This is a genomic window from Burkholderiales bacterium (assembly GCA_035543335.1).
Taxonomy (GTDB): domain Bacteria; phylum Pseudomonadota; class Gammaproteobacteria; order Burkholderiales; family JAHFRG01; genus JAHFRG01.
The window spans coordinates 1-21,815 of sequence record DASZZH010000035.1 but is presented as its reverse complement, the minus strand read 5'-3'; the positions used below and the strand labels follow the sequence as shown (position 1 = coordinate 21,815).

Here is a 21,815-nt window from a genome sequence, read left to right as displayed (position 1 = left end):
TTAGTGCTATGGATTCTGTGGACGCTTCTTCTCATAGGCCATTAGCTCGGCGTGCATACCCGTGATGAAATCTGCGACGAGTTTTCCGGTATTTGCGTTAGGGGTCATCGGTGAGGTCAAGTGGGGCTGCGAATGCAATATCTCTTTGAGGAGTTCGTTGGCGTTGGTCCAGGCAAGGTTGTCGTCCATAGGAGCCTCCGGTCGTGAAACGAAGTGAGTTGAGGGGCTTACATCGTAGCACGCTGGGGGTCCCTCCTATTGTTCTTTCACTTTCTGCTGGTTGCACGAGCAGCGTCCGCCAAGTTGACTTTACGGAAACGATCGCTGTAAGACTGCTGCTATGACCGGTAAACGCGAAACAACCCGTATCACAACTGGACCATAGGATTCGTAAATTGCCTTGCAACGCTCGCCATTTCGCCGATTAGTGCTAAGTAGTCTAGAAAAGCTTCACAATACTTACAAAGTGGGTACGTGATGGTTACGTCGGTTCTAGTATTTCCATGGCTCCCCGATCAGGGCTCGGACCAAAAACCCGGATTAACAGTAAGCGGGAATGACCGCTTTGGGTCGATAGCCGGCGTTGAGTGCCGGCTCCCCAATCAGGTCAAATCTGAGAACTGGTTTGTAAGAGTTCCCCTAAGCCAAAGGTTCCCCACCCGGACAATTCTGGGCACTGGTCTCTAAACGTTTTTCTGGGTTGATCAGGCTACTTAGAGCACGCGCTCCGGCTTGGTAGCCCTTGATGCCCTCCTAAACCTCAAAAAAGTGCATGAATTTGCCGTGCTCCAGATGGTCGCCGTCAAAGGTCGAGCGTAGCTGCCGTAACGATTCGCGGTTCTGGTGCAACAACTTCACGACCATACGAGGCTAGTGGTTGAAAGGGTTCCTGAACACAACGGTGGTGGGCCCGAATCAACTTTGCACCAGAACCAAGACCGTCACCCCTTAAACCGGGCCGCTTCGTCCGAGCCGCTGGTTGCGTTGCCGGCGCTGTAGGAATGGGCTCCCACCCCGGCCAGCTTGCCGCTGTCCACGATCAGGTACTTGTCGCGAATGGGACGGCCGCTGAACCAGCACTCCAGTATTTCGCGCACTCCGGCGGCGTAGCGTGCCTGCGCTGACAGGCTCGACCCCGAAATATGCGGTGTCATGCCGTGGTGCGGCATCGTCCGCCACGGGTGATCCTTGGGCGCGGGTTGGGGGAACCAGACATCGCCAGCGTAACCGGCAAGCTGCCCCTTCTCCAGCGCCCGGGCGATGGCGTCGCGATCGCAAATCTTGCCGCGCGCCGTATTCACAATATACGCGCCGCGTTTCATCTTGCTGATGAGTTTCTCGTCGAACAAATGCTCCGTCTCGGGATGCAGCGGGCAGTTGATGGTGACCACGTCGCAGACGCGCACCATCGACTCCACGTCGGGATGATAGGTCAGGTCAAGCTCCTTCTCGACGTTCTGCGGAAGGCGGTGCCGATCCGTGTAGTGCAGCTTGACGTCGAAGGGCTTCAGCCGCCTTAGAACCGCCAAACCAATACGCCCGGCGGCGACCGTTCCGACTTGCATCCCTTCCAGATCGTAGGATCGCGCAACGCAGTCGGCGATGTTCCAGCCCTTGTTGACCACCCACTGGTAGGAGGGGATGTAATTGCGCACCAGCGCCAGGATCATCATCACCACGTGCTCGGAGACGCTAATGCTGTTGCAGTAGGTCACTTCCGCGACCGTGATACCCCGCTCCATCGCCGCCTGCAGGTCCGTATGATCGGAGCCGACGCCAGCGGTGATAATGAGCTTCAATTTCGGCGCCTTGGCGATCCGCGCCGCCGTCATATAGGCGGGCCAGAAGGGCTGCGAAATCACGATATCCGCGTCGTGCAGTTCCTTGTCCAAAACGGAGTCCGCGCCGTCCTTGTCCGAGGTGACGACCAGTTTGTGATCGTTTTTTTGGAGAAATTTGCGCAATCCGAGTTCGCCGGAGACGCTGCCCAGGAGTTGCCCCGGCTTGAAATCAATGCCTTCAGGAGTCGGCAGCGTCTGGCCGTCGGGATAACGTTCAAGCTTAGGAATATCGTCACGGGCGTAGGATTTCGGGTAGCCCCCTACGGGGTCATCGTAAAGTACACAAACAACCTTAGCCATTTTCCTCTCCTTATGGTTCTGGTGAAAAGTCGGTTTGGAGCTACTGACCAGCCGCGAGTTTCTGTACCAGTTGATGTGAAGTAGTTTACTGGTTTTTGCGGTTCGTTGGCTGCTCGATAGGGTTGCTCCTTTCCGTTGTTGTAAGTCCCGGTGCTGCACGATGGCCAGGTCTGTACGGAGCCACAGAAGCTGTCATGGTGAGCGGCGCAGGCGGACGATATAGCCATAGGCCTTCCAGCCCATTTCGGGTCCCCGTAGAGGGCAAATCTGGGCACTGGGAGGAGCGGTTGCTAGTGTCCTAAACGGCTCCTTGCCTAGACTCGACCCTGGGCCAAATCAGCCCGGTCGTGTTCGAAAAGAACTATGCGGGCTAAGAAAGTGTTCGTAAAATCGGGGAAGCGCAGTCTCTCTCACCCAAGATTAGGGCGCTGGCCGCGGAAAGTCCGGCGAGGTGTCAATGTTCATCATCTCGGCAGCATCCCAGAACTGGACCATGTAACGCTGGAAGAAGTCTTTCCGCCCAAGAAGATTGACGGGGTCCGCGTTCTTCGGAAACTCTACAAATGCTCCCTCGAAAGGGAACCGGTCATTCTCAAATTGGATCTCTAGTTTCTTGACCGGCCAGCGCAATATGCGCACAGTTGTGCCACCCGCCGTTGCCGCCCTAGTGACTTTCGCGTCCGCTCGTTTTAGGCCGAGCACCTGCGCGTAGCTTACGTCCATGAGTGAGCAATCCGCACCAGAGTCGACAAGGGCGATGACCTTCACTCTCCGATTGCCGTGCAACAGGTGGACAATCACATATGGCAGGCGCACGCTGCCTTTCCGTGTGACGGAGTAATCGTACCAGGGCACTTTAAAAGAGGTTCAGGCGCTCGGGATGAGCCGAGACGCGAAAGATAAGAGGATCAGTCTCACCGTTCTTCAGGGCGGCCTGCTTAGCCTTATCGGCAGATGTACCCGAACCGACTACATGTCCAAGAGCGACCGCTACCCACTTGCCCTTGAAGCGCTCGAGCTCCTTGGCTAATTCCTTGTTGATAGCTGGAGGTGTTCTGATCTCTGGCATGTGATGGCAGCGGTGCTTACTGTTTCTCTGTTCGTGAACGCTTAGAGCTTGGTCCCCGCATGGGCAATTCATGCTGCGGCGCGGTCAGGCGAGCGTAGGCTACCCTCATAAGCTGTTCAAGAGCGCCAGCGCCAGCAGAAGGGATGGTGCGGTCTGCGCGTAGAGTTGCTGCGACCACCGCAAGGGTGTCCTGGTTCATTCGTTTGTGTGAGCTTGCGAGACCCTTCATAAAGGTTTCGGCCGGCAAATCGAGCCAAGCAAGAAGACGTACGAACGTCTCAACATCCGGTCGGCGCCCTCTCGCCAGCCGCGAAAAGGTGGATGGGCTAAGGGCCAGCTTGCGACCGAGTTGACGCCAACTCAGACTCTCGGCCTGCCGACGAGCCTCGATAGCGTCGTAAAAAGCCGTGTCGTCAAAGTTGACGTCCATGAGTTGCACTCTAGCAACGCGGTTTGACTCTTGCAACATGTATCTGCTGATGCTATTATAAAACGGTTGTTCGATACTTGCAACATAAGGAGAAGCCATGGCCGTACCAATTTTTATCAATCGTGTAAAGCATGAGGCACCGCGCGAGTCGCTTAGCGGCCGCGAAATTCTGGCATTGGGCGGTTTCGGAGCGGATCACGACCTGTTTTTGTTGCAGGGGGAGGGTGATCCGACAGGAGGGACACCGATCGGCCTAGATCAGCAGATCCAAGTAAAGGCTGGTCAGCATTTTCGCGCGATCCCCGGGAACAGAAACTTCGGGTAGGCGGATGACGCCCCCGCAGCTTACACGAGACATTGATTCCCTACGCCAGGACGGGCAAGACCTCAATGTAGTGGAGGATGGCACCAGGTTCTATGTCATCCTGAGGTCGTTCCGGTTGCCCGAAGGGAGGTACGTGCCGCCTGTGACTGATCTCATGGTCATCGCGGACTACCAGTATCCCGCATCGCGGCTTGATATGTATTGGACCGATCCGCCCGTGCACCTCGCGTCGGGCGCGCTACCCCAAACGGCGGAACAGTTTGAAGTCTACGCCGGTCGCCGGTGGCAGCGATGGAGTTGGCATTATCCCGTATGGGACCCCAGCAAGCACAATCTCCGGACACACATCGAAGTATTTCTTGACCGGCTGGCTCGGGGGAACTGATGCGTAGAACGGTTTGGACGGCAAGTGATTGGCGGAAGCTGAGGCGGCATTTCGAGGTAGCCGGTCAGACAGAAGCTGGTGCATTCCTCCTTCTAAGGATGGGTCGATCCACTACTGGCGCGCGTCTAATGGTCCAACGGGTCTTGCTGCCGCCCGAGGGCGCGCTAGAACGGCAGGGCCCCGACTTCTTACGCCCTTCAGGCCAGTGGTTGTCGTCGGTGATCGGTGCAGCCGTCGAGGCGCGATGTGGACTCGCGTTCATTCACTCACATCCTGGAATTCAGTACCCTCCAGTCCTGAGCGCGGTCGATTGGGAAACGAGCATCGCGTGGAGTAGATCCATGACGCCGATGCTTGACGGACCATTTGCGTCGCTGGTGTGGTCACCCAAGGGGGTGACAGGGTTAATGTTTACCGCCGATGCTCCGGATACTCCGTTGAACCTAGATCGAGCGGAGAGCGTAGGCGGCGGTACAGTGGAAGTACTTCACCCGGTAGACAGCCAATTCGAGAGCGACGAAGAGCTCGATGATCGCCAAATCCGTGCGTTGACCACTCTCGGCAATCAACGCCTGCGTGATCTTGAAGTTGGACTCGTAGGCACCGGCGGGACTGGCTCTCCGCTTGCAGAGCAGCTTGTTCGCATCGGAGTAGAAAAGGTCGTACTCGTTGACCCCGATGTATTGGACGACAGGTCGAATCTCCGTCGCGTCGTGGGCAGCCGGCCATCCGATCTCGGCGCGAAGAAGGTAGAGGTAGTGGGGCGACATCTCGATTCCCTAGGGCTTTCAACTAGAGTGACCGTGCTACCTACCGATGTCCGCGATGAACGCGCGATGCGTCGGTTGCTCGACTGCGACGTTGTCGTGAGCACTACCGACACACAGTCGAGCCGTGCTTTCTTAAACCAAATTGCTTATCAATACTGGCTGCCGGTCGTAGATGTAGGGGCTCGGATCGGTACGACTGCCTCTGGAACGGTGAGCGGGATGCCAGTCGAGGTCAGGACGCTTCTTCCTGACAACGGTTGCCTTTGGTGTCGAAAGGGGACGCTCTGCAGCCAGACTATTTACGAGGAAAACCTTCCGATCAAAGAGAGAGAAAAGTTGGCCGTCGAGGGGTACGTACAGGGTCTCGGTGAGCGCCAGCCAAGCCTTGCCCCTGTAAATTACTTCGCGTCGGCGTTGGCGGTGCTGACGTTGATCCGCCTCTACTCCGGTCAGGCTTTGCCGACCGGATCGACGGTGTTCGACGGGTGGGAGCAGTTCGTTCATCCACTCCGCACCGAAGTCGATTCCAAATGTGTTTGTTCAGCGTGGCGTGGCAAGGGCGATGATTTGCCCATTGTGTTCCCAAAGTGAATTAGCCGACAATATCGGGGCAGTCCGTTTATCCCCGCAGTGCGTTTCGTAATTCTGGTGGCACTTGCGATTTTCTCACGATGACATCGCCTATCGGATCGTTGAGGTGACCCGCCTTTTTTGTGGCAGGTTCATCGCTGAATACAAATAAACGAATCGGGAAGGCAGCAGTTGTCCGGTTTTGCCTGTTGGCGCCATTGGAGTAACACGAGGGCTTACGGATACACAAAGCGGATGATAGGCTACTCCAACGCAGGAAAAGGGGGCAAGAACGCCAGGACCCGCATCAAATGATAGCGGTTGGCTAGTTGGTTCGGACAAGATGCGCGGCGAAGCGGTGCCTAGTTTTGTAAGCGGTTGGCTCCCCGACCAGGGCTCGAACTTGCCCTCATGGGCTAGGCGCGACTAATCGTTACGCGTCTTGTTGACGAATCGGAGTAACCTTCGCTCCGCTTGCCAGCGCGTCAAGATAATCCGCCCAACCCCGCATTATACGGCGCCGCTTGTCCACGTATTCCTAGCGATGGTATGCAGCGGGCGGAGGCGCTTCAGGTTCCTCGCGCGAACGAGGTAGAAGCTTGGCCTGCCCCCACAACTGCCCCCATCACCCTCTCGAAACAAGAAGCGCCCTTAGCAGAATCAATGAGATAAAGCCCTAGTTGACATTTTGGGCGAAAATCACCGCTGCGGCGTTGTGATGCAGCGCGCGCTTCACCACTTCCCGCGGAAAAACACTGGTCTGAGACAGCGTGCCGCGGAAGAGTTCTTCCACCGCCAGCACGCGGTTTTGCGCATCGAGAAATATCGCCGCGAACACTTCGTATTCGCGGCCGGCAAGCGCCAGGCGTAAATAATCTCGTACGGCCTTGGGGGAAGTCAGCGCATCGCCGCTTTTGATTTCCTCGTTGAGCGCCCGTTTCGCCATTTCCAGCACGGCTTGCAACTGCGTGTATTTGGCGGGGCCCAAGCCAGGCACTGCGCAAAAATCCGCTTCAGTAGCGTTGAAAAGCCGCGTGAGACTGCCGAAGCGCTTGATTAAATCGCGCGCCAGATCCACCGCGCTTTTTCCCGCCACTCCCGTGCGCAGAAAAATCGCCAAAAGCTCGGCCTCCGAAAGGCTCTGCGCGCCTTTGGCCAGCAGCTTCTCTCTGGGGCGTTCGTCCCGCGGCCAGTCATTGATTGCCATGCGTGGTTTCAGTTGACAGTTTCTTTATCCGCATCAATATATTACACTAGGTTGGGTCAACACTTTGAGTGTCGCCATGAGTCAACCAGGTAAAAAACGTCTTCTGCTCGGCATCACTGGAGGCATCGCCGCTTACAAAGCCGCGGAATTGACGCGCCTTTTGGTGCAGGAAGGCATCGAGGTGCAGGTGGTGATGACCGAAGCGGCCTGTCGTTTTGTCGGCCCCCCAACGTTCCAGGCGCTCTCCGGCAACATGGTCTATACCGACCTGTGGGATGCGCGCATTGCCAACAACATGGCGCATATTGATTTGAGCCGCGAAGCCGACATGGTGCTGGTTGCGCCGGCGAGCGCCGACTTCATCGCCAAGCTGGTACACGGGCGCGCCGATGATTTGCTCTCCACGCTCTGTCTCGCGCGCGAATGCCCGCTGTATGTCGCGCCGGCGATGAACCGGCAAATGTGGGAAAACCCCCCCACCCAGCGCAACATCGCCATACTTGAAAAAGACGGCGTTACGATACTTGGACCCGCGAGCGGCGACCAGGCCTGCGGCGAGACCGGCATGGGGCGCATGCTCGAACCCGAGACGCTCCTGGAAGAAATCAAAGCGGGCTTTCAAGCGAAACTGCTTCAAGGCAAACGCGTGCTGATCACCGCCGGCCCGACATTTGAAGCGATTGATGCGGTGCGCGGCATCACCAATTCCAGCTCCGGCAAAATGGGCTATGCGGTCGCCCGTGCCGCGCTCGAAGCGGGAGCGGAAGTCGCCTTGGTAAGCGGCCCGGTGAGCCTTGCCGCTCCTGCCCGCGCCAGGCTCATTCCGGTCACCAGCGCGCAAGAAATGTTTGCGGCGGTCAAGGAATCAGTCGGGATGGCCGACATATTTATAGGTGTGGCGGCGGTCGCCGACTATCACGTGGTCAATCCAAGCAAACAGAAAATCAAGAAAAGCGGCCAGAACCTCAATCTCCAGCTTGCGCCCAATCCGGATATTCTGGAGTATGTCGCCGGCCTGCCCAACGCGCCCTTCTGCGTCGGTTTTGCCGCAGAAAGCGAAAACCTGCAGGCACACGCCGAACAAAAACGCCGCGGCAAGAAAATCCCGCTGCTTGCCGCCAATCTGGTGCAAACCACGCTGGGCAGTGACGAAAGCGAACTGGTTTTATTCGACGATGCGGGCGCGCACCCCCTGCCGCGCGCAGCAAAAACCACGCTCGCCCGGCAGTTGATCAAGCACATCGCACAGCTTTACGCCAAATCCCGCACGGTCACGGCGTTCAAGAAAAACCAAGCGGGCAAATGAAAAAACTCGATGTTAAAATCCTCGACCCGCGCATTGCATACCAGCTTCCTCACTACGCCACTCCCGGTTCGGCGGGTCTGGATTTGCGCGCCTGCATCGCTCAAAGCATTACGCTCAAACCCGGTCAGGCCGAGCTGATTCCCTCCGGCATTGCCATTCATCTTGATGACCCCGGCCTCGCCGCCATGGTGCTGCCGCGCTCGGGACTCGGGCACCAGCACGGCATCGTACTCGGCAATCTGGTTGGATTGATCGATTCCGATTACCAGGGACAGATATTCGTTTCGGTGTGGAACCGCGGACAGAAGGATTTTGTGCTCAATCCCATGGAGCGCATCGCGCAACTGGTGGTCGTGCCCGTGGTGCAAGTCGCCTTCAACGTGGTGCAGGAATTCAATGAGAGCCATCGCGGAGAAGACGGATTTGGAAGTACCGGCAAGCACTGACAATGACTGATTCGGCAATCGTACTGTTCGCGCATGGCGCGCGCGACACGCAATGGGCGGAGCCGTTCCGCAAAATAAAGGCAATGGTGCGCGCCAGAAAACCCGGCATGCCGGTGGAACTCGCTTTTCTGGAAATCATGCAGCCTTCGCTGGATCAGGCCATCGCCGCGCTGGCCGCGAAAAATATCAAAACTATCGGCATCATTCCCCTGTTCATGGCGCAAGGCGGCCATCTGAAAGAAGATCTGCCGCGCCGGCTTTCCGAGATACGTAAGCATCATCCTACGATTTCTTTCAGAATTTCGCCGCCGATAGGCGAAGTGGAAGGAATCTTAAGCGCGATTGCCGACTGGATTTGCAGCGAGCACGACACATGAAGCGCTTTCTCGCCGCAACTGCTTTCCTGCTGTCCTGGGCGGTTTATGCCGCTGATACGGAACTCGTTCCATTAAGCATCGCCGGCCATCCCATGATCGCCGAGGTGGCTAACACCCCCGAAGCCAGAGAGCAGGGATTGATGTTCCGCAAGCATCTGCGCGGCAACCACGGCATGCTGTTTGTTTTTCTCCAGCCCGGCGTGCACGGCATGTGGATGAAGAACACTTCCGTCCCCTTGAGCGTGGCTTTTCTGGACGAGCAGGGCGTCATCATCAATATCGCCGACATGATCCCCTTCAGCGAGGAGCAGCATCACGCCGCCGCGCCTGCCAAATTTGCGCTGGAAATGCCTATCGAATGGTTCAGCAAACAGGGAATCAAGCCCGGCGCGAAAGTCGAAGGCCTGTCGCAAGCCCCGCGCGGAGAATAAAAAAAGCCCGCCGGGAACGGCGGGCTTTAGATTAATTAAGCATCTAGCCGAAGAACATCGCGGTATGCGCGCCCGCCGCCATGAAGAATAGCATCGGGATGGAAAGCAGGGTGTTGGTGCGCGAAGCCAGAAATGCCACGCGGCGCGCCTTGTTCTTCTCTTCGTCGGTCGCCTGCACGATGCCCAGTATCTTCTTCTGATTGGGCCAGATCAGCACCCACACGTTGAACAGCATGATGGTGCCAAGCCACGCTCCGACGCCGATCACGGCGTACACCCCCCGCAGTCCGAACGCCTGGAAAAAGTTGCCGCCAAGCAGCGCCGCGCCGGCGAGCCATGTCACCACGGCGCTCCAGCGGAAATAAAGCAGCGCACGGGGAGCGACGTGCTTACTGATGCCCGCCGCGGTGCCGTCCGCTTGCGCGGCTTTCATCGCGTCCGCTTGCACGAAGTTGAAATAATAAAGCAGGCCGATCCACATCACACCCGCGAGGAAATGCACCCAGCGGGCAAGTGCCGGTACGTAATCCATGTCTAGCCTCCCAGGAAATGCTTAACGATGTTGTACAGAATCAGGGTCAGGACGAGGCCGCTGATGACCGTGCCCCACAGCGAATCCAATGGATTTTTCATAATCGCTCCTCGAGTAAAATCAGCGAAACTTCAAGGGACACAGTCTATAACAAATCCGCTTGCCTGGGCAGCTGGGCATTTTTTCCTTATTAATTACCTATTTACAGTTTTATGACGAATGAATTGAAGAATCGATGCGTCTACTTGTGGTGCGCCGTTCGCGCCAAGCGCTTTAAGGTGGTGCAACCACGGCATCGCAAAAACCGCTGTTTTGAGAGCTTTCGGCCCGCTTTTGACAGCCGATTTTTTGGCTAATAAGCAACCGTTCCGGGTTACACTTAACCACCCTGGATAAAGAACACCAAATACTTAAGAAAGGGAACTCGAATTGGACTTGAGCGCTTATTCGGATCCGGCTTTGAAATTCATGCTGCGGGTCGGTCTTGCCGTGCTGGGGATTACTTTGCTTCTGCTGCTGCACACGCTGCTGCTGCGCGCCCGTTTGATGCGGCGGCAGCGTCGCGAGCGCCAATTCGTCGAAAAATGGCAGCCGCTGCTGATGCAGGGCATGACGACGGTTCCAAAATTTCTGCCCCGGGTTCCCAAATCGGAGTGGCACATCTTCCTCAGCCTGTGGATCCACTTTCAGGAAACGGTCCGCGAAGAATCCAGACTCAAGCTCAACCAGCTGGCGTGGACCTGCGGGATGGACCATGCGGCGCGGCAACTGCTCGACCACAGGAGTGTGCGGACACGCCTGATGGCGGTCACCACCTTGGGCCATTTACAGGATAAAAACGCATGGGCAAGGCTGAAAAGCATCGTCAACGATCGGCACCCGCTGCTGTCGCTGGCGGCGGCGCGCGCGCTCACGCAAATCGACGCCAAAGCGGCGCTGCCCGAGCTTCTCCCGCTCTTTACCCGCCGCCATGATTGGCCGCTCAACAAGATTGCGAATATATTGAACGAAGCCGGACCGGATGTAGCCTCCGCACCGCTTACCCAAATCGTCCAGTCCGCCGCCCCGGAACAATTCCCGCGGCTGGTGCGCCTGCTGGATTGCGCGCACGGCGAGCAGGCGCTGCCGGCGCTGCGGCGCATCATGTTTGCCACCACCGATGATGGGGTGATTTCCGCCTGCCTGCAGGAGTTGCGCGATCCGCATGATGCGGGATTCGCGCGCGCTCAGATGGGTCATCGCAGCTGGTTTGTGCGGGTACAGGCGGTCAGCGCCCTGGGCCGGCTGGGCACCCGGGACGACTGCGATCTGCTCATCGCACCGTTGAGCGATCCGATCTGGTGGGTGCGCTACCGGGCCGCGCAGGCGCTGGCGAGCCTGCCTGCAATCACCCTCGCCGAAGTGCAGCAAATCCGCGAAAATTCATCGGACCGCTTCGCCCGGGACATCCTCGCCCAAGTTATTGCGGAGAAGCAGCCGGCATGAGCGCCGCCGACTGGATCATCATCCTGCAATGGTTTTTCCTGCTGTATTTCATCGGCATGAACTGCGGCTACATTCTGCTGAATTTGCTGTCCATCGGCACGCTGAAAAACTACATGGAGGCGAAGGATCTTGGCGACTTGCCTCGCGCCTATTCCGGCTACGAGCCACCCATCAGCGTGCTGGTTCCCGCCTACAACGAAGAAGCGGCGATTGCCGGTTTGGTGCGCTCGCTGCTGCAGCTTGAATACACGGAATTCGAGGTCATCGTCATCAACGACGGCTCGAAAGACGATACGCTGGCGACGCTGCAGCGCGAGTTTTCGCTGCTGGTGTTTCCGGAAGCGTATTGGCAGCGCATCAAGGGCCCGGGTGTGCGCGCCATTTACCGTTCCTCGGTCAATCCCAGCCTGCGGGTGATCGACAAGGAAAACGGCGGCAAGGCGGATGCGCTGAACGCCGGCATCAACGCCTCACGTTATCCCCTGTTCTGCGCGGTGGACACGGATTCGATTCTGCAGCGCGACAGCCTGCTGCGGATGGCACAGCCGTTTGTCGAAAACCCCGATACGGTGGCGGTCGGCAGCATGGTGAGAATCGCCAACGGTTGCGAGGTGCGCGAGGGATTTCTCGCGGACATCGGCCTGCCCCGAAACCGGCTGGCTTTGATGCAGATCGTTGAGCGCTTGCGCACTTTACTCTTTGGGCGGCTCGGCTGGTCATTTTTCAACGCCGTGCTCATCATCTCCGATGCGCTCACCCTGTTCCGCAAGGAAAGCGTGGTCGAAGCCGGGGGCTACCGCGTTGATGCCATTGACGAAGACATGGAACTGATCGTGCGTCTGCACCGCCTGCTGCGCCTGCGGGGGGCGCGCTACCAGATTACCTACGTTCCCGACACGATCTGCTGGACCCGGGTGCCGGAGAACCTGAGCACCCTGAAACGCCACCGCAGCCGCTGGCAGCACGGGCTGGTGGACAGCCTCGCCTTGAACCTGCCGCTGCTGTTCCACCGCAAAGGCGGCATGGTGTCCTGGCTGGCGTTTCCATTTATAACGCTGTTCGAATGGCTGGGCCCCGTCATCGAAGTAACCGGATATCTTTTCATGATTTCCGCATTTGCGTTGGGGCTGATTTCCGTCCCGGCTTTCGCGATTTTCCTCCTGGTGGCCATCGGCTTTGGCATGCTGCTCTCGATGAGCTCCCTGGCTCTGGAAGAACTCTCGATCCATCTTTATCCGCGGCCCAGGCAACTGGCGGTGCTGCTCGCGGCGGCTTTCCTGGAAAACCTCGGTTACCGGCAACTGGTCGCGCTGTGGCGCTCGCTCGGGCTCATGCAACGTTTGGTTTACAGTCTGCGCAAGATGGCGTCGGCCTAGAACTTTTCCCACGCCATGACCGTTGCCATTCTCCCCGTTCAGGCGTAGGCTGTGTTTTGCACGGCAAGGCCCAGCACGGGGAGGGGGAATGAACCCTGAACTCGAGAAAGGAGTTTTGTCATGTGCTACGAGTATGAAAGCTATCTGCAGGAAAAATTGAGGAAAAGCAAACAAGAGACCGAAGACATGAAGAAGCGGGCGCAGGCGGGAAAGCCCGCGCCCGAAAAAGATTCCAAAAAAATACCGGAAACGCAGGAAGAACCGGTACCCGCCTAAAAAACGAATTCAAGAATTTAAAGCCCCGCATCAGCGGGGTTTTTGTTTTTTAATCATTCCCCGCGGCAAGCTGCATCGGGGAGCATTTCACCGTTCCATAAGAGCAGAAGACGCAGCAGTCACCGCGGACTGGGACGCAGCAGCGCCTTGCAGCTAGTACATTCGTAGTAGAACTGGCAGGCATCAGCAGGCATGGTTTCTTCTTTGCGGAAACCGCAGTGTGGACAGGTAATGACAGATTGCAGGATGGCGGTGCTCATGCCGGAGTGGGCTCGATTAAGCCACCTCAAGCATTTCCCTGACTACGCCGCTCCACGCTTGAGCGAGGTTGTAGCGGTCGTAACCGCCGCCGCCAAAAGCCATGATTTTCCCCTCGCATAATTCATTGGCAAGCAGACACAGCCGCTTTGCCGCATACGCATGCGCAGCGGGCGAATATTGCAAATGCGCAAGCGGGTCGCCGGCAATCGAATCCGCGCCGCATTGGAACAGGATGAACTCGGGCTTTCGCTCGCGCACTAGCGCTTCCACTTTCGGCCACACCTTGAGGAACTCCGAATCGCCCGAGCCCGGCGCCATCGGGATGTTGAGTTTCATCCCCTGCGCTTTGTCCTTGCCGGTTTCCTCCGCAAAACCGGTGCCGGGATAAAGATAACGCCCGTCTTCGTGGATGTCGGCGTAAATCAGATCGGGATCGCTTTCAAACGGATAGAACATGCCGTCGCTGTGGTGCACGTCGATGTCCACGTAGCCCACGCGCTTCACGCCGTATTGCGCGCGCAGCGTCTCCGCCACCACGCCGAGATCGTTGAACACGCAAAAACCCGCCGCGCGGTCGCGCCGCGCGTGATGCAATCCCCCGATGGGCTGGAACGTGCGCCTGCACTCGCCTTGCATGATGCGCTTCAAGCCATCGAGCGCCGCCCCCACCACGTGCGCGGTCACTTCATACACGCCGGGAAACGCTGGCGTGTCGCCGTAGTCAATCGAGCCGTGGCCAATTTTGGAAAGTGAAATCACTCGGTTTATATGCTCCGTGGTATGAAAGCGCTCGATTTCCTCTCGGCTCGCCGGTTGGGATGAATTAATTTGCACCTTCTTGTCCAAACCCTGCTTCTGCGCTTCTTTCCAGAACGCCGCCTGCCGGTCGGGCCCGAACGGATGGCCGTCGGGAAAGCCGTAGCCGCCGAGGTTATCGCTCAAATACAAACAAACTTTCGCGTTCTGGTTCATAGTGTTTTGCTCTTAAATATTAAACCCCTTCTGAGCCGCCGAGTACCGCAAACATTACGCTCCTTCCCCCTATCTACTTCCCATCAAGCTGAGCAGCCATTATTTGATTCCCTCCCCTTCAAGGGGAGGGTTAGGGTGGGGATGGAACATGCGACTAAAACAATGCCATCTGCCCGCTCAACACGGGCTTGCGAAATCTTTTGGTATCCAATGCCCAATCTCTTCGATTAAAACCCAAACGCTCGCACGCGATGCGGAAACGCTTCTCCAGCAAATCGGCGAATTCTCCCGTGCCGCGCATGCGGCTGCCGAATTGCGGATCGTTCTCCCTGCCGTCGCGCATGTCGCGCACCCGGCTCATCACATGCTGCGCTTTCAGCGGATAATGATGATTCAGCCAGTCCTTGAACAGGTCTTTGATTTCATACGGCAGGCGCAGCAGCACATAGCCCGCGCCGATTGCTCCGGCTTCGCGCGCCGCTTCGAGCACTTTCTCGATTCCGGAATCGGTGAGGAAAGGAATCACCGGCGCGACCAGCACGCCGCACGGCACGCCCGCTTCGCTCAACCTTCGAATGGTCTGTATTCGGCGAGTCGGCGCGGCTGCGCGCGGTTCCATCCTGCGGGCAATTTCATGATCGAGCGTGGTGATGGAAACAAACACACTGACCAGTTTTTTCTGCGCCATCGGCGCCAGCAAATCGAGATCGCGTTCAACCAGCGATGACTTGGTGACGATGCCCACCGGATGCTCGCACTCGGCGAGCACCTCGAGAATTTGCCGGGTGATGCGGTACTCGCGTTCGATGGGCTGATAACAATCGGTGTTCATCCCCAACGCCATCACTTCGCAGCGGTAACCGGGTTTCGCCAGTTCCTCGCGCAGAAGCTGCGCCGCATTTACTTTCGCAAAAAGCTTGGTCTCGAAATCCAGGCCGGGAGAAAGATTGACATAAGCGTGGCTCGGGCGCGCGTAGCAATAAATGCAGCCGTGCTCGCAGCCGCGGTAAGGATTGATGGATTGACTGAAACCGACGTCCGGCGACTCGTTGCGGGCGATGATGCTTTTCGCCAGCTCCTCCGTCACCGTCGTCTCAAGCTTGGGTGGCTCCTCGTCCGGCGGCGTATTCCAACCGTCATCGACCGCCTCTCTCACCACGTTTTCAAAGCGGCCTTCCGGATTAATCGTCGCGCCGCGGCCTTTCAAGGGTTCGGCGTGCTCACCGGTGAGGGTTCTTAAGGGCATGGGCTTGTTTTATTTCTAGAATTCAATGGGCCAAGATCGGCCACGGGCATTCCTTTGAAACTCACATCGTTCAACTTCTGGCAAGAGTATAGACCGATTTGTGGAAAACTTGCAGCGTCGTCGTGCCGCTCAACATTTTCGGCGATTGGGCCGTGATCACCCAATCCATTGCGGCGCGCTGTATACTTTGATAATATACAGTGGTGATCTCGGTAGAGGACATCGAGAGCTTTGAATGGGATGCCGGCAACGTCATCAAGAGTCGGACGAAACACGGCGTTACGCCGGCCGAAGCCGAGCAGGTCTTTTTCAACGAGCCCCTGTTACTGCTTCCGGACGAAAAGCACAGCGGCAGGGAAACCCGGTTATTCGCTCTGGGTCACACGAATGACGGGCGGCGGCTGTTTGTGGCATTCACCGTCCGCGGCAGGAAAATACGGGTGATCTCCTGCCGGGATATGTCCAGAAAGGAAAGAGGGATTTATGACAAAGCGTAAACCATTGCCAAAGTTATCGAGCGAAGCGGCTGCACGCCGATTTTGGCAGACACATGATTCGACCGAATACCTGGATTGGTCGAAGGCCCAGCGCGCGCGTTTCCCAAATCTTAAGCCCTCGACGCAGGCGATCTCACTGAGGCTGCCCCAGCACATGCTGGAGCGGATCAAGACCGCAGCGAACCGGCGCGACGTGCCCTATCAGTCCCTGATCAAGATATGGCTGGAAGAAAAGCTGAAGGCTTAGGAACCTCTGATTAAGTCCTTCGTGAACCGCGTTGCGGGCAAAATGCGGATGGTTGCGAGGCGCGCGACGAAGGTCGTAGTTGACGCTACGAAGCCGAGGAGGGCCCGCATAACGTCGCACCTGCGAAGCTGTGCAGCGGAGCGGGCCAGCGCTCGCCTTCGCGGTCGCACGTACCCGAGGCTCCACGCTCCGGCGAGCACGATGCAGACGCCGCAGTTTGCCGCAACCCGGAGGGACGATGGCTTTCCGGGCGGTCTGCTTTGTCGCTCGGCTTGCCAAGGGGGTCTGGCCATTGGCTTCGCCTCGCTTCGCGCATCCCATCCCGGAAAGCCACCGTCGCGGCCACGCGGGACTTAATCAGAGGTTCCTTAGTACGCCGCCCGGCGTCCAGGTTTTGGCGCGGGTCGGATTATTTGGAACGGTGCTCTCCGTCGCGTGGGGATTCTAGATCAATCGGCATCGCGAATAAATTCGTTTCTGACCCCTTATATATGGTATTGATGATCAGCAGCTTCTCGCCGCCGAACTCCGCCGGGTACTTCCGCCGCAGCCAGTCGCCCACCTCGTCGGCTTCGTCGGTGCTGTTTATCATCACGAAGAGCACGGGGCTCTTGCCGAGCGGCTTGAGCTGGTCTCGATACTCCTTCCAGCGCTCAACACCGGCTGCCAGATACGCCTGATACCGCGTGCTGGCGATGTCTGAGCGCTGCTCGGTAATGCCCTTCGCAATACCCTTGAGCGGGCTTTTCACCACCCTGTCAATGATGGCCTTCTTGAGCGGATAGTCGTAAACCGTCCAGGAAAACAGTTCTCCCGTGTCGCGGTGTAGCCGAGAAATCGAATTGTGCCACCATGCCGTTAGGGACTTCGCTGCCGAGGCGGCGAATGAACTTGTTCCACTCGCTTTCTTCGTCGTGCGTGTGATGCGCTTCGTCGTTCAATACGGCAATCGGTCAGTCGCGAGCCTGCGCCATGCGGGCTTGTGCTAACATCAAAAGTACCCTTCCATTGCCAGGCCGTTCGTGGAAACTTCCGTCTCGAGGCAGAGCATCACCGGCCGCAGCGTGGTCAGCGCCGACGCGCTGCTCGAGACGATCCGGGAGATCGCCGCCGAGCTCCATCCGTCGCGGCCCGCAGTCTCCGCCTCGCTCGACAACCGTCTCGAGCAGGATTACGGCTTCGACAGCCTGGGTCGCATGGAACTCTTTCTGCGTATCGAGCACCGCTTCAGCGTGAGCTTGACTGAAAGCGTGATGGCGAGCGCCGAGACGCCGCGCGATCTCCTGCGCGCGATGCTCGCCGCGGGATCCGCGCACCTCTCGCACGCCGCGGCGGCCGAGCGCGCGACGACACTGGCGACGGAATCCGCCACGCCCGACGAAGCGGCCACGCTTCCTGAAGTGCTTGCGTGGCACGTCGCGCGGCATCCCGACCGCCCTCATATCGTGCTCCAGGATGACGCGGGACAGGAGCAGACCGTCACTTACGCGGCGCTCGACCGAGCGGCCCGGGCCATCGCCGCCGGCCTGCAGGAACGCGGCCTGCAGCCCGGGCACGCGGTGGCGATCATGCTGCCGACCAGCACCGAGTACTTCTTCAGCTTTTTCGGCATTCTGCTCGCGGGCGGCATACCGGTGCCGATCTATCCGCCGGCGCGCGCCTCCCAGATCGAGGACCACCTGCGCCGCCACGCCGGCATCCTGTCCAACGCTCTGGTCGAGATCCTGATTACGGTGCCGCAGGCAAAGGCGATCGCGCTCTTGCTGAAGCCGCAAGTGGCAACACTCAAGAGCATCGTGACGCCGGAGGAACTGATGAAATCGGGGCAGCTCTCGACGCCGCACCGCGCCAGCCCGCAGGAAATCGCCATGCTCCAGTACACCTCGGGGAGCACCGGCAATCCCAAGGGCGTGATCCTCACCCACGAGAACCTCCTCACCAATATCCGCGCGATGGGCCGGGCGCTACGCGTGACGCCCGCCGACGTGTTCGTGAGCTGGCTGCCGCTCTACCACGACATGGGGCTGATCGGCGCCTGGATGGGCAGCCTCGTCTACGGCTTCAAGTACCCGGTGATGTCCCCGCTCACCTTCCTGTCCCGGCCCGACCGCTGGCTGTGGACTATACATCGCCACGGGGGCACGCTCACCGGCGGTCCCAATTTCTGCTACGAGGTTTGCCTGCGCAAGGTCGAGGACGCGCAGATCGAGGGACTCGACCTTTCCACCTGGCGCTTCGCCTTCAACGGCGCCGAGCCGGTTTCGCCCGAAACCATGTCGGCGTTCAGCAAGCGCTTCGCACCATACGGCTTCAGGCCCGAAGCGATGGCCCCCGTCTACGGCCTCGCCGAAGCAACGCTGGGCGTGTCGTTCCCGCCGCCGGGCCGCGGCCCGAAGCTCGATCGCGTCGAGCGCGACAGCTTCATGCGGAGCGGCCGCGCGATCCCGGCGCCCGACGAGAGGCCGGATGCGCTCACCTTCGTCGCCTGCGGGCGGCCGCTGCCCGGTCACCAGGTGCGCGTCGTGGATACGACCGGCAGCGAGCTTTCCGAGCGCGAGGAAGGCCATCTCCAGTTCAGCGGCCCCTCGGCGACGAGCGGCTACTATCGGAATCCGGAGGCCACGCGCGACCTACTGCGCGGCGAATGGGTGGATACCGGTGACTACGGCTACATCGCCGAGGGTGAGGTGTATATCACCGGCCGCGTCAAGGACGTCATCATCCGCGCGGGCCGCAACATTTACCCTTACGAGCTGGAAGAGGCGGTCGGCGGAATCGAGGGTATACGCAAGGGCTGCGTCGCCGTCTTCGGCAGCAGGGACGCGCGCTCCGGCACCGAGCGCGTTGTGGTGCTCGCCGAAACGCGCGAGACTGATCCCGGCAAGCGGGAAGCTCTGCGCGGCCGGATCAGCGAGCTCGCGGTATCCATCATCGGCATGCCGGTGGACGAGATTGTGCTCGCGCCGCCGCACGCCGTGCTCAAGACTTCCAGCGGCAAGATCCGCCACGCCGCGAGCCGCGAGGTGTACGAGCGCGGCGACAACACGGGGACGCGCGCCGTCTGGTGGCAGATCGTGCGGCTTACCTGGTTTGCGATCCTGCCGCAGGCGCGGCGCACCCTGCGCGTGGCCGCCAATCTGTTGTACGGGGCCTACGTCCTGCTGCTGCTCGGGTTGCTGGGCTCCATCACCTGGTTCACGTGCGCCCTGGTCCCGCGGACCGCGTGGTGCTGGCGTTTAAGCCACTACATGGCGCGGCTGTTCCTGCGGCTCGGGGGAATCCGGCTGACCGTCCGGGGGCTCGAACATGTTCCGGCCGGCCGCGCCTGTGTGCTGGCGATCAACCATGCAAGCTTTCTCGACGGCACCGTCGTGGTCGCCGCCCTGCCGGAGCCGATGCGCTTCGTCGCGAAGCGCGAACTGCTGGATCACTTCGTGCCGCGCATCTACCTCACCCGCATCGGGACCGAATTCGTCGAGCGCTTCGACGTGCAGCGCGGCGTGGAGGACACCGGCCGTTTCGTCGCCATGGTCGGCGCCGGCCATCCCCTGATCATGTTTCCGGAGGGCACGTTCCGCCGCATGCCGGGGCTGCTCCCGTTCCGGATGGGCGCGTTCGTGATCGCCGCCCGCTCCGGCATGCCGGTCGTGCCAGTAACATTGCGCGGCACGCGCTCGATCCTGCGCGAGGGGCAGTGGCTGTTCCGCAGGGGAATGATCAGCGTGACGTTCAGCGAGCCGATCGAGCCGGAGGGAACGGATTGGGACGCCGCGATCGCCCTACGCGACCGCGCGCGGGCCGAGATGCTGCGGCTGTGCGGGGAGCCGGATCTCGGGGAGGAAGTGTGGCTGCCGCCGAAGCGGGCTGGCTGAAACCTCTCACCGCTGAGGACGCGGAGGACGCAGAGGAAAAACCGGTCCTTCTCAATCCTGAATCCAAAATCCTGAATCCTGCTTCTTAAGCCGCCGATGAACGCCAAGGACAAATCGGAAAGACAATTGAGCCGCAGATAAACGCCGATAAACGCGGATAAAAAAAGAAGCCGGGCCACCGACGACACGAAACCTTTACTCTGGTTTTCTCCGTTTACTGTTCACCGTTTACCGTTCACCAACTATGGCCGCCGCCCGGCGTCCAAGATTTAGCGTGGGTCGAATTATTTGGGGCGGTGCTCTCAATCGCGTGGGGATTCTGGATTGACCGGCATCGCGAATCAATTCGACTCTGACTCTTTATGCCCTTGCTATCCTCTGTTCTATTTGGCCCCCCAGTAGGACTAGAACCTACGACCCGCGGATTAATAGGCGTTATGAGAACGCTTGACAAGCAACCGGGGATCGATGAAATTTACCTATGGGTTAATTAACCGATAGGTTTTTAAAGATGTCGCCTGATCACCTCAGCGTCACCTTCGCCGAGCAAGGCGGCAAGACGAAGCTCACGATCCGGACTCGCTTCGAGTCGGTCGCGATTCGCGACGCGATGCTGAAAATGGGGATGTCCGAGGGATGGGCGCAAAGCCTGGAACGCCTCGAGCAGCACCTGGCGAAGGCTTGATTGGCCGGACCGCAGAGTTCACGATGGCGGTCGCGCGGCATCTGGCCAGGCAGGGATCAGGCGGGGACCGTACGATCACCACAACGCCCCTTTACCAGCGTCCGCTCTTCGCCCTTCCGACCGACTGCTTCGGGTCGATAGCCGGCACACCGCGACTCTAAGTCTACTCCCGGACTAAAAGTACGTTTACTGCTTTGACGAGCACGCGCACTGAATCCCCCTTTTTCACGCCAAGGTCCGCGAGAGTGTCCTGCGTCATGACGGAGGTGATGTCGATCGGGCCGTCGACGCTAACCTTGACTTGACACATGAGGGAACCCTTTTTGATTTCCGCGACCTTTCCGACAACGTTGTTTCGCGCTCCGTATTTCATGCGGTCCTCCAAAGAAGAAGTGCTATTGAAATCACCGGGACTGGTACAGCGAAAAAAGCAAGGGGATGATACCCACGTTTCGATTTCTGACCCCTGTTTTCCGTCTTGTGAGTACTTAACTGGTCGGGGCGGCGAGATTCGAACTCGCGACCACTTGCACCCCATCATGGGCCTCGTAACTCTGAGGTTTACTAATCAACACCTTGCAATGCTTGCTATTCTAATTTGTAGTCATGTGAAGTGTCAAAGTAACGATTTTTAGCCGAAAGGAGTTACGAAATGGTTACGTATTGTTGCCTTGCCTTTGTCTCGGAGGTTCTCCTGGCAAAAGAAGGATGGCCAAAAGTTATTGGCGCGAAACCTAGTAAAAGCGATTCGCGCCGCGGAGAAAACTTTTAGTGCTATGGATTCTGTGGACGCTTCTTCTCATAGGCCATTAGCTCGGCGTGCATACCCGTGATGAAATCTGCGACGAGTTTTCCGGTATTTGCGTTAGGGGTCATCGGTGAGGTCAAGTGGGGCTGCGAATGCAATAT

Annotated in this window: 23 protein-coding genes and 2 pseudogenes; 13 read left to right on the top strand and 12 right to left on the bottom strand. The window is 58.7% G+C overall.

From position 1 onward, the window contains the following. Nucleotides 1–6: 6 nt before the first annotated feature. The 5 genes from VHE58_09595 to VHE58_09575 form a co-directional block, all read right to left on the bottom strand. Entirely contained in the window at nucleotides 7–189 is a 183-nt protein-coding gene (locus VHE58_09595; GenBank protein ID HVS27528.1) for a hypothetical protein, read from the bottom strand. A 752-nt stretch (nucleotides 190–941) separates the two neighbouring features. Next, entirely contained in the window at nucleotides 942–2,141 is a 1,200-nt protein-coding gene (locus tag VHE58_09590) for an NAD-dependent formate dehydrogenase (GenBank protein HVS27527.1), read from the bottom strand. A gap of 420 nt (nucleotides 2,142–2,561) precedes the next feature. Then, the gene (locus VHE58_09585) at nucleotides 2,562–2,909 is read right to left on the bottom strand and encodes a retropepsin-like aspartic protease (protein HVS27526.1); all 348 of its coding nucleotides are present in this window, start codon (nucleotides 2,907–2,909) and stop codon (nucleotides 2,562–2,564) included. Between the two features lie 88 nt (nucleotides 2,910–2,997). Then, entirely contained in the window at nucleotides 2,998–3,210 is a 213-nt protein-coding gene (locus tag VHE58_09580; GenBank protein HVS27525.1) for a DUF5678 domain-containing protein, read from the bottom strand. A 16-nt stretch (nucleotides 3,211–3,226) separates the two neighbouring features. After that, nucleotides 3,227–3,739 carry a helix-turn-helix transcriptional regulator gene (locus tag VHE58_09575; GenBank protein ID HVS27524.1) on the bottom strand — a complete coding sequence of 171 codons (513 nt, stop codon included), beginning with the start codon at nucleotides 3,737–3,739 and terminating at the stop codon, nucleotides 3,227–3,229. Here VHE58_09575 and VHE58_09570 point away from each other — a divergent pair. Both VHE58_09570 and VHE58_09565 read left to right on the top strand, forming a co-directional pair. Further along, nucleotides 3,738–3,965 (top strand): hypothetical protein, encoded by a 228-nt coding sequence (locus VHE58_09570; GenBank protein HVS27523.1) that lies wholly within the window; start codon nucleotides 3,738–3,740, stop codon nucleotides 3,963–3,965. The two genes, VHE58_09575 and VHE58_09570, sit on opposite strands and share 2 nt — an antisense overlap. Nucleotides 3,966–4,691: 726 nt before the next feature. After that, nucleotides 4,692–5,711, top strand: a complete 1,020-nt coding sequence (locus VHE58_09565) for a ThiF family adenylyltransferase (GenBank protein ID HVS27522.1) — start codon at nucleotides 4,692–4,694, stop codon at nucleotides 5,709–5,711. Nucleotides 5,712–6,375: 664 nt separating this feature from the next. On the opposite strand, the pseudogene radC reads toward VHE58_09565, so the two are convergent. Further along, nucleotides 6,376–6,897, bottom strand: a pseudogene (radC, locus tag VHE58_09560) (DNA repair protein RadC). Nucleotides 6,898–6,973: 76 nt separating this feature from the next. Here radC and coaBC point away from each other — a divergent pair. Genes coaBC through VHE58_09540 form a run of 4 tightly spaced genes read left to right on the top strand, consistent with a single transcriptional unit; the run spans nucleotide 6,974 to nucleotide 9,457 of the window. Continuing rightward, entirely contained in the window at nucleotides 6,974–8,203 is a 1,230-nt protein-coding gene (gene coaBC / locus VHE58_09555; protein HVS27521.1) for a bifunctional phosphopantothenoylcysteine decarboxylase/phosphopantothenate--cysteine ligase CoaBC, read from the top strand. After that, on the top strand, nucleotides 8,200–8,649 hold the full coding sequence (gene dut, locus VHE58_09550) for a dUTP diphosphatase (protein HVS27520.1): 450 nt from the start codon (nucleotides 8,200–8,202) through the stop codon (nucleotides 8,647–8,649). The genes coaBC and dut overlap by 4 nt, the downstream gene beginning before the upstream one ends. A gap of 2 nt (nucleotides 8,650–8,651) precedes the next feature. Beyond that, entirely contained in the window at nucleotides 8,652–9,026 is a 375-nt protein-coding gene (locus VHE58_09545; GenBank protein ID HVS27519.1) for a CbiX/SirB N-terminal domain-containing protein, read from the top strand. Further along, entirely contained in the window at nucleotides 9,023–9,457 is a 435-nt protein-coding gene (locus VHE58_09540; GenBank protein ID HVS27518.1) for a DUF192 domain-containing protein, read from the top strand. Before VHE58_09545 ends, VHE58_09540 begins: the two co-directional genes overlap by 4 nt. Nucleotides 9,458–9,500: 43 nt before the next feature. Here the strand turns inward: VHE58_09540 and VHE58_09535 are convergent, their stop codons facing one another. Further along, nucleotides 9,501–9,989 (bottom strand): urate hydroxylase PuuD, encoded by a 489-nt coding sequence (locus VHE58_09535; GenBank protein ID HVS27517.1) that lies wholly within the window; start codon nucleotides 9,987–9,989, stop codon nucleotides 9,501–9,503. Nucleotides 9,990–10,424: 435 nt separating this feature from the next. Here VHE58_09535 and VHE58_09530 point away from each other — a divergent pair, with 435 nt between their 5' ends. The 3 genes from VHE58_09530 (at nucleotide 10,425) to VHE58_09520 (ending at nucleotide 13,126) form a co-directional block, all read left to right on the top strand. Next, nucleotides 10,425–11,474 (top strand): HEAT repeat domain-containing protein, encoded by a 1,050-nt coding sequence (locus VHE58_09530; GenBank protein HVS27516.1) that lies wholly within the window; start codon nucleotides 10,425–10,427, stop codon nucleotides 11,472–11,474. Next, on the top strand, nucleotides 11,471–12,850 hold the full coding sequence (locus VHE58_09525) for a glycosyltransferase (GenBank protein ID HVS27515.1): 1,380 nt from the start codon (nucleotides 11,471–11,473) through the stop codon (nucleotides 12,848–12,850). The genes VHE58_09530 and VHE58_09525 overlap by 4 nt, the downstream gene beginning before the upstream one ends. A 120-nt stretch (nucleotides 12,851–12,970) precedes the next feature. Further along, nucleotides 12,971–13,126, top strand: coding sequence for a hypothetical protein (locus VHE58_09520; protein HVS27514.1), 156 nt, complete (start codon nucleotides 12,971–12,973; stop codon nucleotides 13,124–13,126). Nucleotides 13,127–13,175: 49 nt separating this feature from the next. On the opposite strand, the pseudogene VHE58_09515 reads toward VHE58_09520, so the two are convergent. The 3 genes and pseudogenes from VHE58_09515 to VHE58_09505 form a co-directional block, all read right to left on the bottom strand. After that, nucleotides 13,176–13,386, bottom strand: a pseudogene (locus VHE58_09515) (GDCCVxC domain-containing (seleno)protein). A gap of 16 nt (nucleotides 13,387–13,402) precedes the next feature. Then, the gene (locus VHE58_09510; GenBank protein ID HVS27513.1) at nucleotides 13,403–14,359 is read right to left on the bottom strand and encodes an acetoin utilization protein AcuC; all 957 of its coding nucleotides are present in this window, start codon (nucleotides 14,357–14,359) and stop codon (nucleotides 13,403–13,405) included. A 154-nt stretch (nucleotides 14,360–14,513) separates the two neighbouring features. After that, nucleotides 14,514–15,605 carry a PA0069 family radical SAM protein gene (locus tag VHE58_09505; protein ID HVS27512.1) on the bottom strand — a complete coding sequence of 364 codons (1,092 nt, stop codon included), beginning with the start codon at nucleotides 15,603–15,605 and terminating at the stop codon, nucleotides 14,514–14,516. 200 nt (nucleotides 15,606–15,805) lie between these two features. On the opposite strand from VHE58_09505, the gene VHE58_09500 reads away from it, so the two are divergent. Both VHE58_09500 and VHE58_09495 read left to right on the top strand, forming a co-directional pair. Next, nucleotides 15,806–16,102, top strand: a complete 297-nt coding sequence (locus tag VHE58_09500; protein HVS27511.1) for a BrnT family toxin — start codon at nucleotides 15,806–15,808, stop codon at nucleotides 16,100–16,102. Then, entirely contained in the window at nucleotides 16,089–16,349 is a 261-nt protein-coding gene (locus VHE58_09495) for a BrnA antitoxin family protein (protein HVS27510.1), read from the top strand. The genes VHE58_09500 and VHE58_09495 overlap by 14 nt, the downstream gene beginning before the upstream one ends. A gap of 409 nt (nucleotides 16,350–16,758) precedes the next feature. Here the strand turns inward: VHE58_09495 and VHE58_09490 are convergent, their stop codons facing one another. After that, nucleotides 16,759–17,100: a hypothetical protein gene (locus VHE58_09490; protein ID HVS27509.1), complete on the bottom strand. Its 342-nt coding sequence runs from the start codon at nucleotides 17,098–17,100 to the stop codon at nucleotides 16,759–16,761. 271 nt (nucleotides 17,101–17,371) lie between these two features. On the opposite strand from VHE58_09490, the gene VHE58_09485 reads away from it, so the two are divergent. Together VHE58_09485 and VHE58_09480 are read left to right on the top strand one after the other, a co-directional pair. Next, nucleotides 17,372–20,221, top strand: coding sequence for an AMP-binding protein (locus tag VHE58_09485; GenBank protein HVS27508.1), 2,850 nt, complete (start codon nucleotides 17,372–17,374; stop codon nucleotides 20,219–20,221). 511 nt (nucleotides 20,222–20,732) lie between these two features. After that, nucleotides 20,733–20,906 carry an SRPBCC domain-containing protein gene (locus tag VHE58_09480; GenBank protein HVS27507.1) on the top strand — a complete coding sequence of 58 codons (174 nt, stop codon included), beginning with the start codon at nucleotides 20,733–20,735 and terminating at the stop codon, nucleotides 20,904–20,906. A 163-nt stretch (nucleotides 20,907–21,069) separates the two neighbouring features. Here VHE58_09480 and VHE58_09475 read toward each other — a convergent pair whose 3' ends face one another. Beyond that, entirely contained in the window at nucleotides 21,070–21,279 is a 210-nt protein-coding gene (locus VHE58_09475) for a TOBE domain-containing protein (protein ID HVS27506.1), read from the bottom strand. Nucleotides 21,280–21,815 lie beyond the last annotated feature (536 nt).

Coding starts and splice junctions, on each gene's coding strand:
- VHE58_09595 (HVS27528.1), bottom strand. CDS start 189: ATGGACGACAACCTTGCCTGGACCAACGCCAACGAACTCCTCAAAGAG.
- VHE58_09590 (HVS27527.1), bottom strand. CDS start 2,141: ATGGCTAAGGTTGTTTGTGTACTTTACGATGACCCCGTAGGGGGCTAC.
- VHE58_09580 (HVS27525.1), bottom strand. CDS start 3,210: ATGCCAGAGATCAGAACACCTCCAGCTATCAACAAGGAATTAGCCAAG.
- VHE58_09570 (HVS27523.1), top strand. CDS start 3,738: ATGGCCGTACCAATTTTTATCAATCGTGTAAAGCATGAGGCACCGCGC.
- VHE58_09575 (HVS27524.1), bottom strand. CDS start 3,739: ATGGCTTCTCCTTATGTTGCAAGTATCGAACAACCGTTTTATAATAGC.
- VHE58_09565 (HVS27522.1), top strand. CDS start 4,692: ATGACGCCGATGCTTGACGGACCATTTGCGTCGCTGGTGTGGTCACCC.
- coaBC (HVS27521.1), top strand. CDS start 6,974: ATGAGTCAACCAGGTAAAAAACGTCTTCTGCTCGGCATCACTGGAGGC.
- dut (HVS27520.1), top strand. CDS start 8,200: ATGAAAAAACTCGATGTTAAAATCCTCGACCCGCGCATTGCATACCAG.
- VHE58_09545 (HVS27519.1), top strand. CDS start 8,652: ATGACTGATTCGGCAATCGTACTGTTCGCGCATGGCGCGCGCGACACG.
- VHE58_09540 (HVS27518.1), top strand. CDS start 9,023: ATGAAGCGCTTTCTCGCCGCAACTGCTTTCCTGCTGTCCTGGGCGGTT.
- VHE58_09535 (HVS27517.1), bottom strand. CDS start 9,989: ATGGATTACGTACCGGCACTTGCCCGCTGGGTGCATTTCCTCGCGGGT.
- VHE58_09525 (HVS27515.1), top strand. CDS start 11,471: ATGAGCGCCGCCGACTGGATCATCATCCTGCAATGGTTTTTCCTGCTG.
- VHE58_09520 (HVS27514.1), top strand. CDS start 12,971: ATGTGCTACGAGTATGAAAGCTATCTGCAGGAAAAATTGAGGAAAAGC.
- VHE58_09510 (HVS27513.1), bottom strand. CDS start 14,359: ATGAACCAGAACGCGAAAGTTTGTTTGTATTTGAGCGATAACCTCGGC.
- VHE58_09505 (HVS27512.1), bottom strand. CDS start 15,605: ATGCCCTTAAGAACCCTCACCGGTGAGCACGCCGAACCCTTGAAAGGC.
- VHE58_09495 (HVS27510.1), top strand. CDS start 16,089: ATGACAAAGCGTAAACCATTGCCAAAGTTATCGAGCGAAGCGGCTGCA.
- VHE58_09480 (HVS27507.1), top strand. CDS start 20,733: ATGTCGCCTGATCACCTCAGCGTCACCTTCGCCGAGCAAGGCGGCAAG.
- VHE58_09475 (HVS27506.1), bottom strand. CDS start 21,279: ATGAAATACGGAGCGCGAAACAACGTTGTCGGAAAGGTCGCGGAAATC.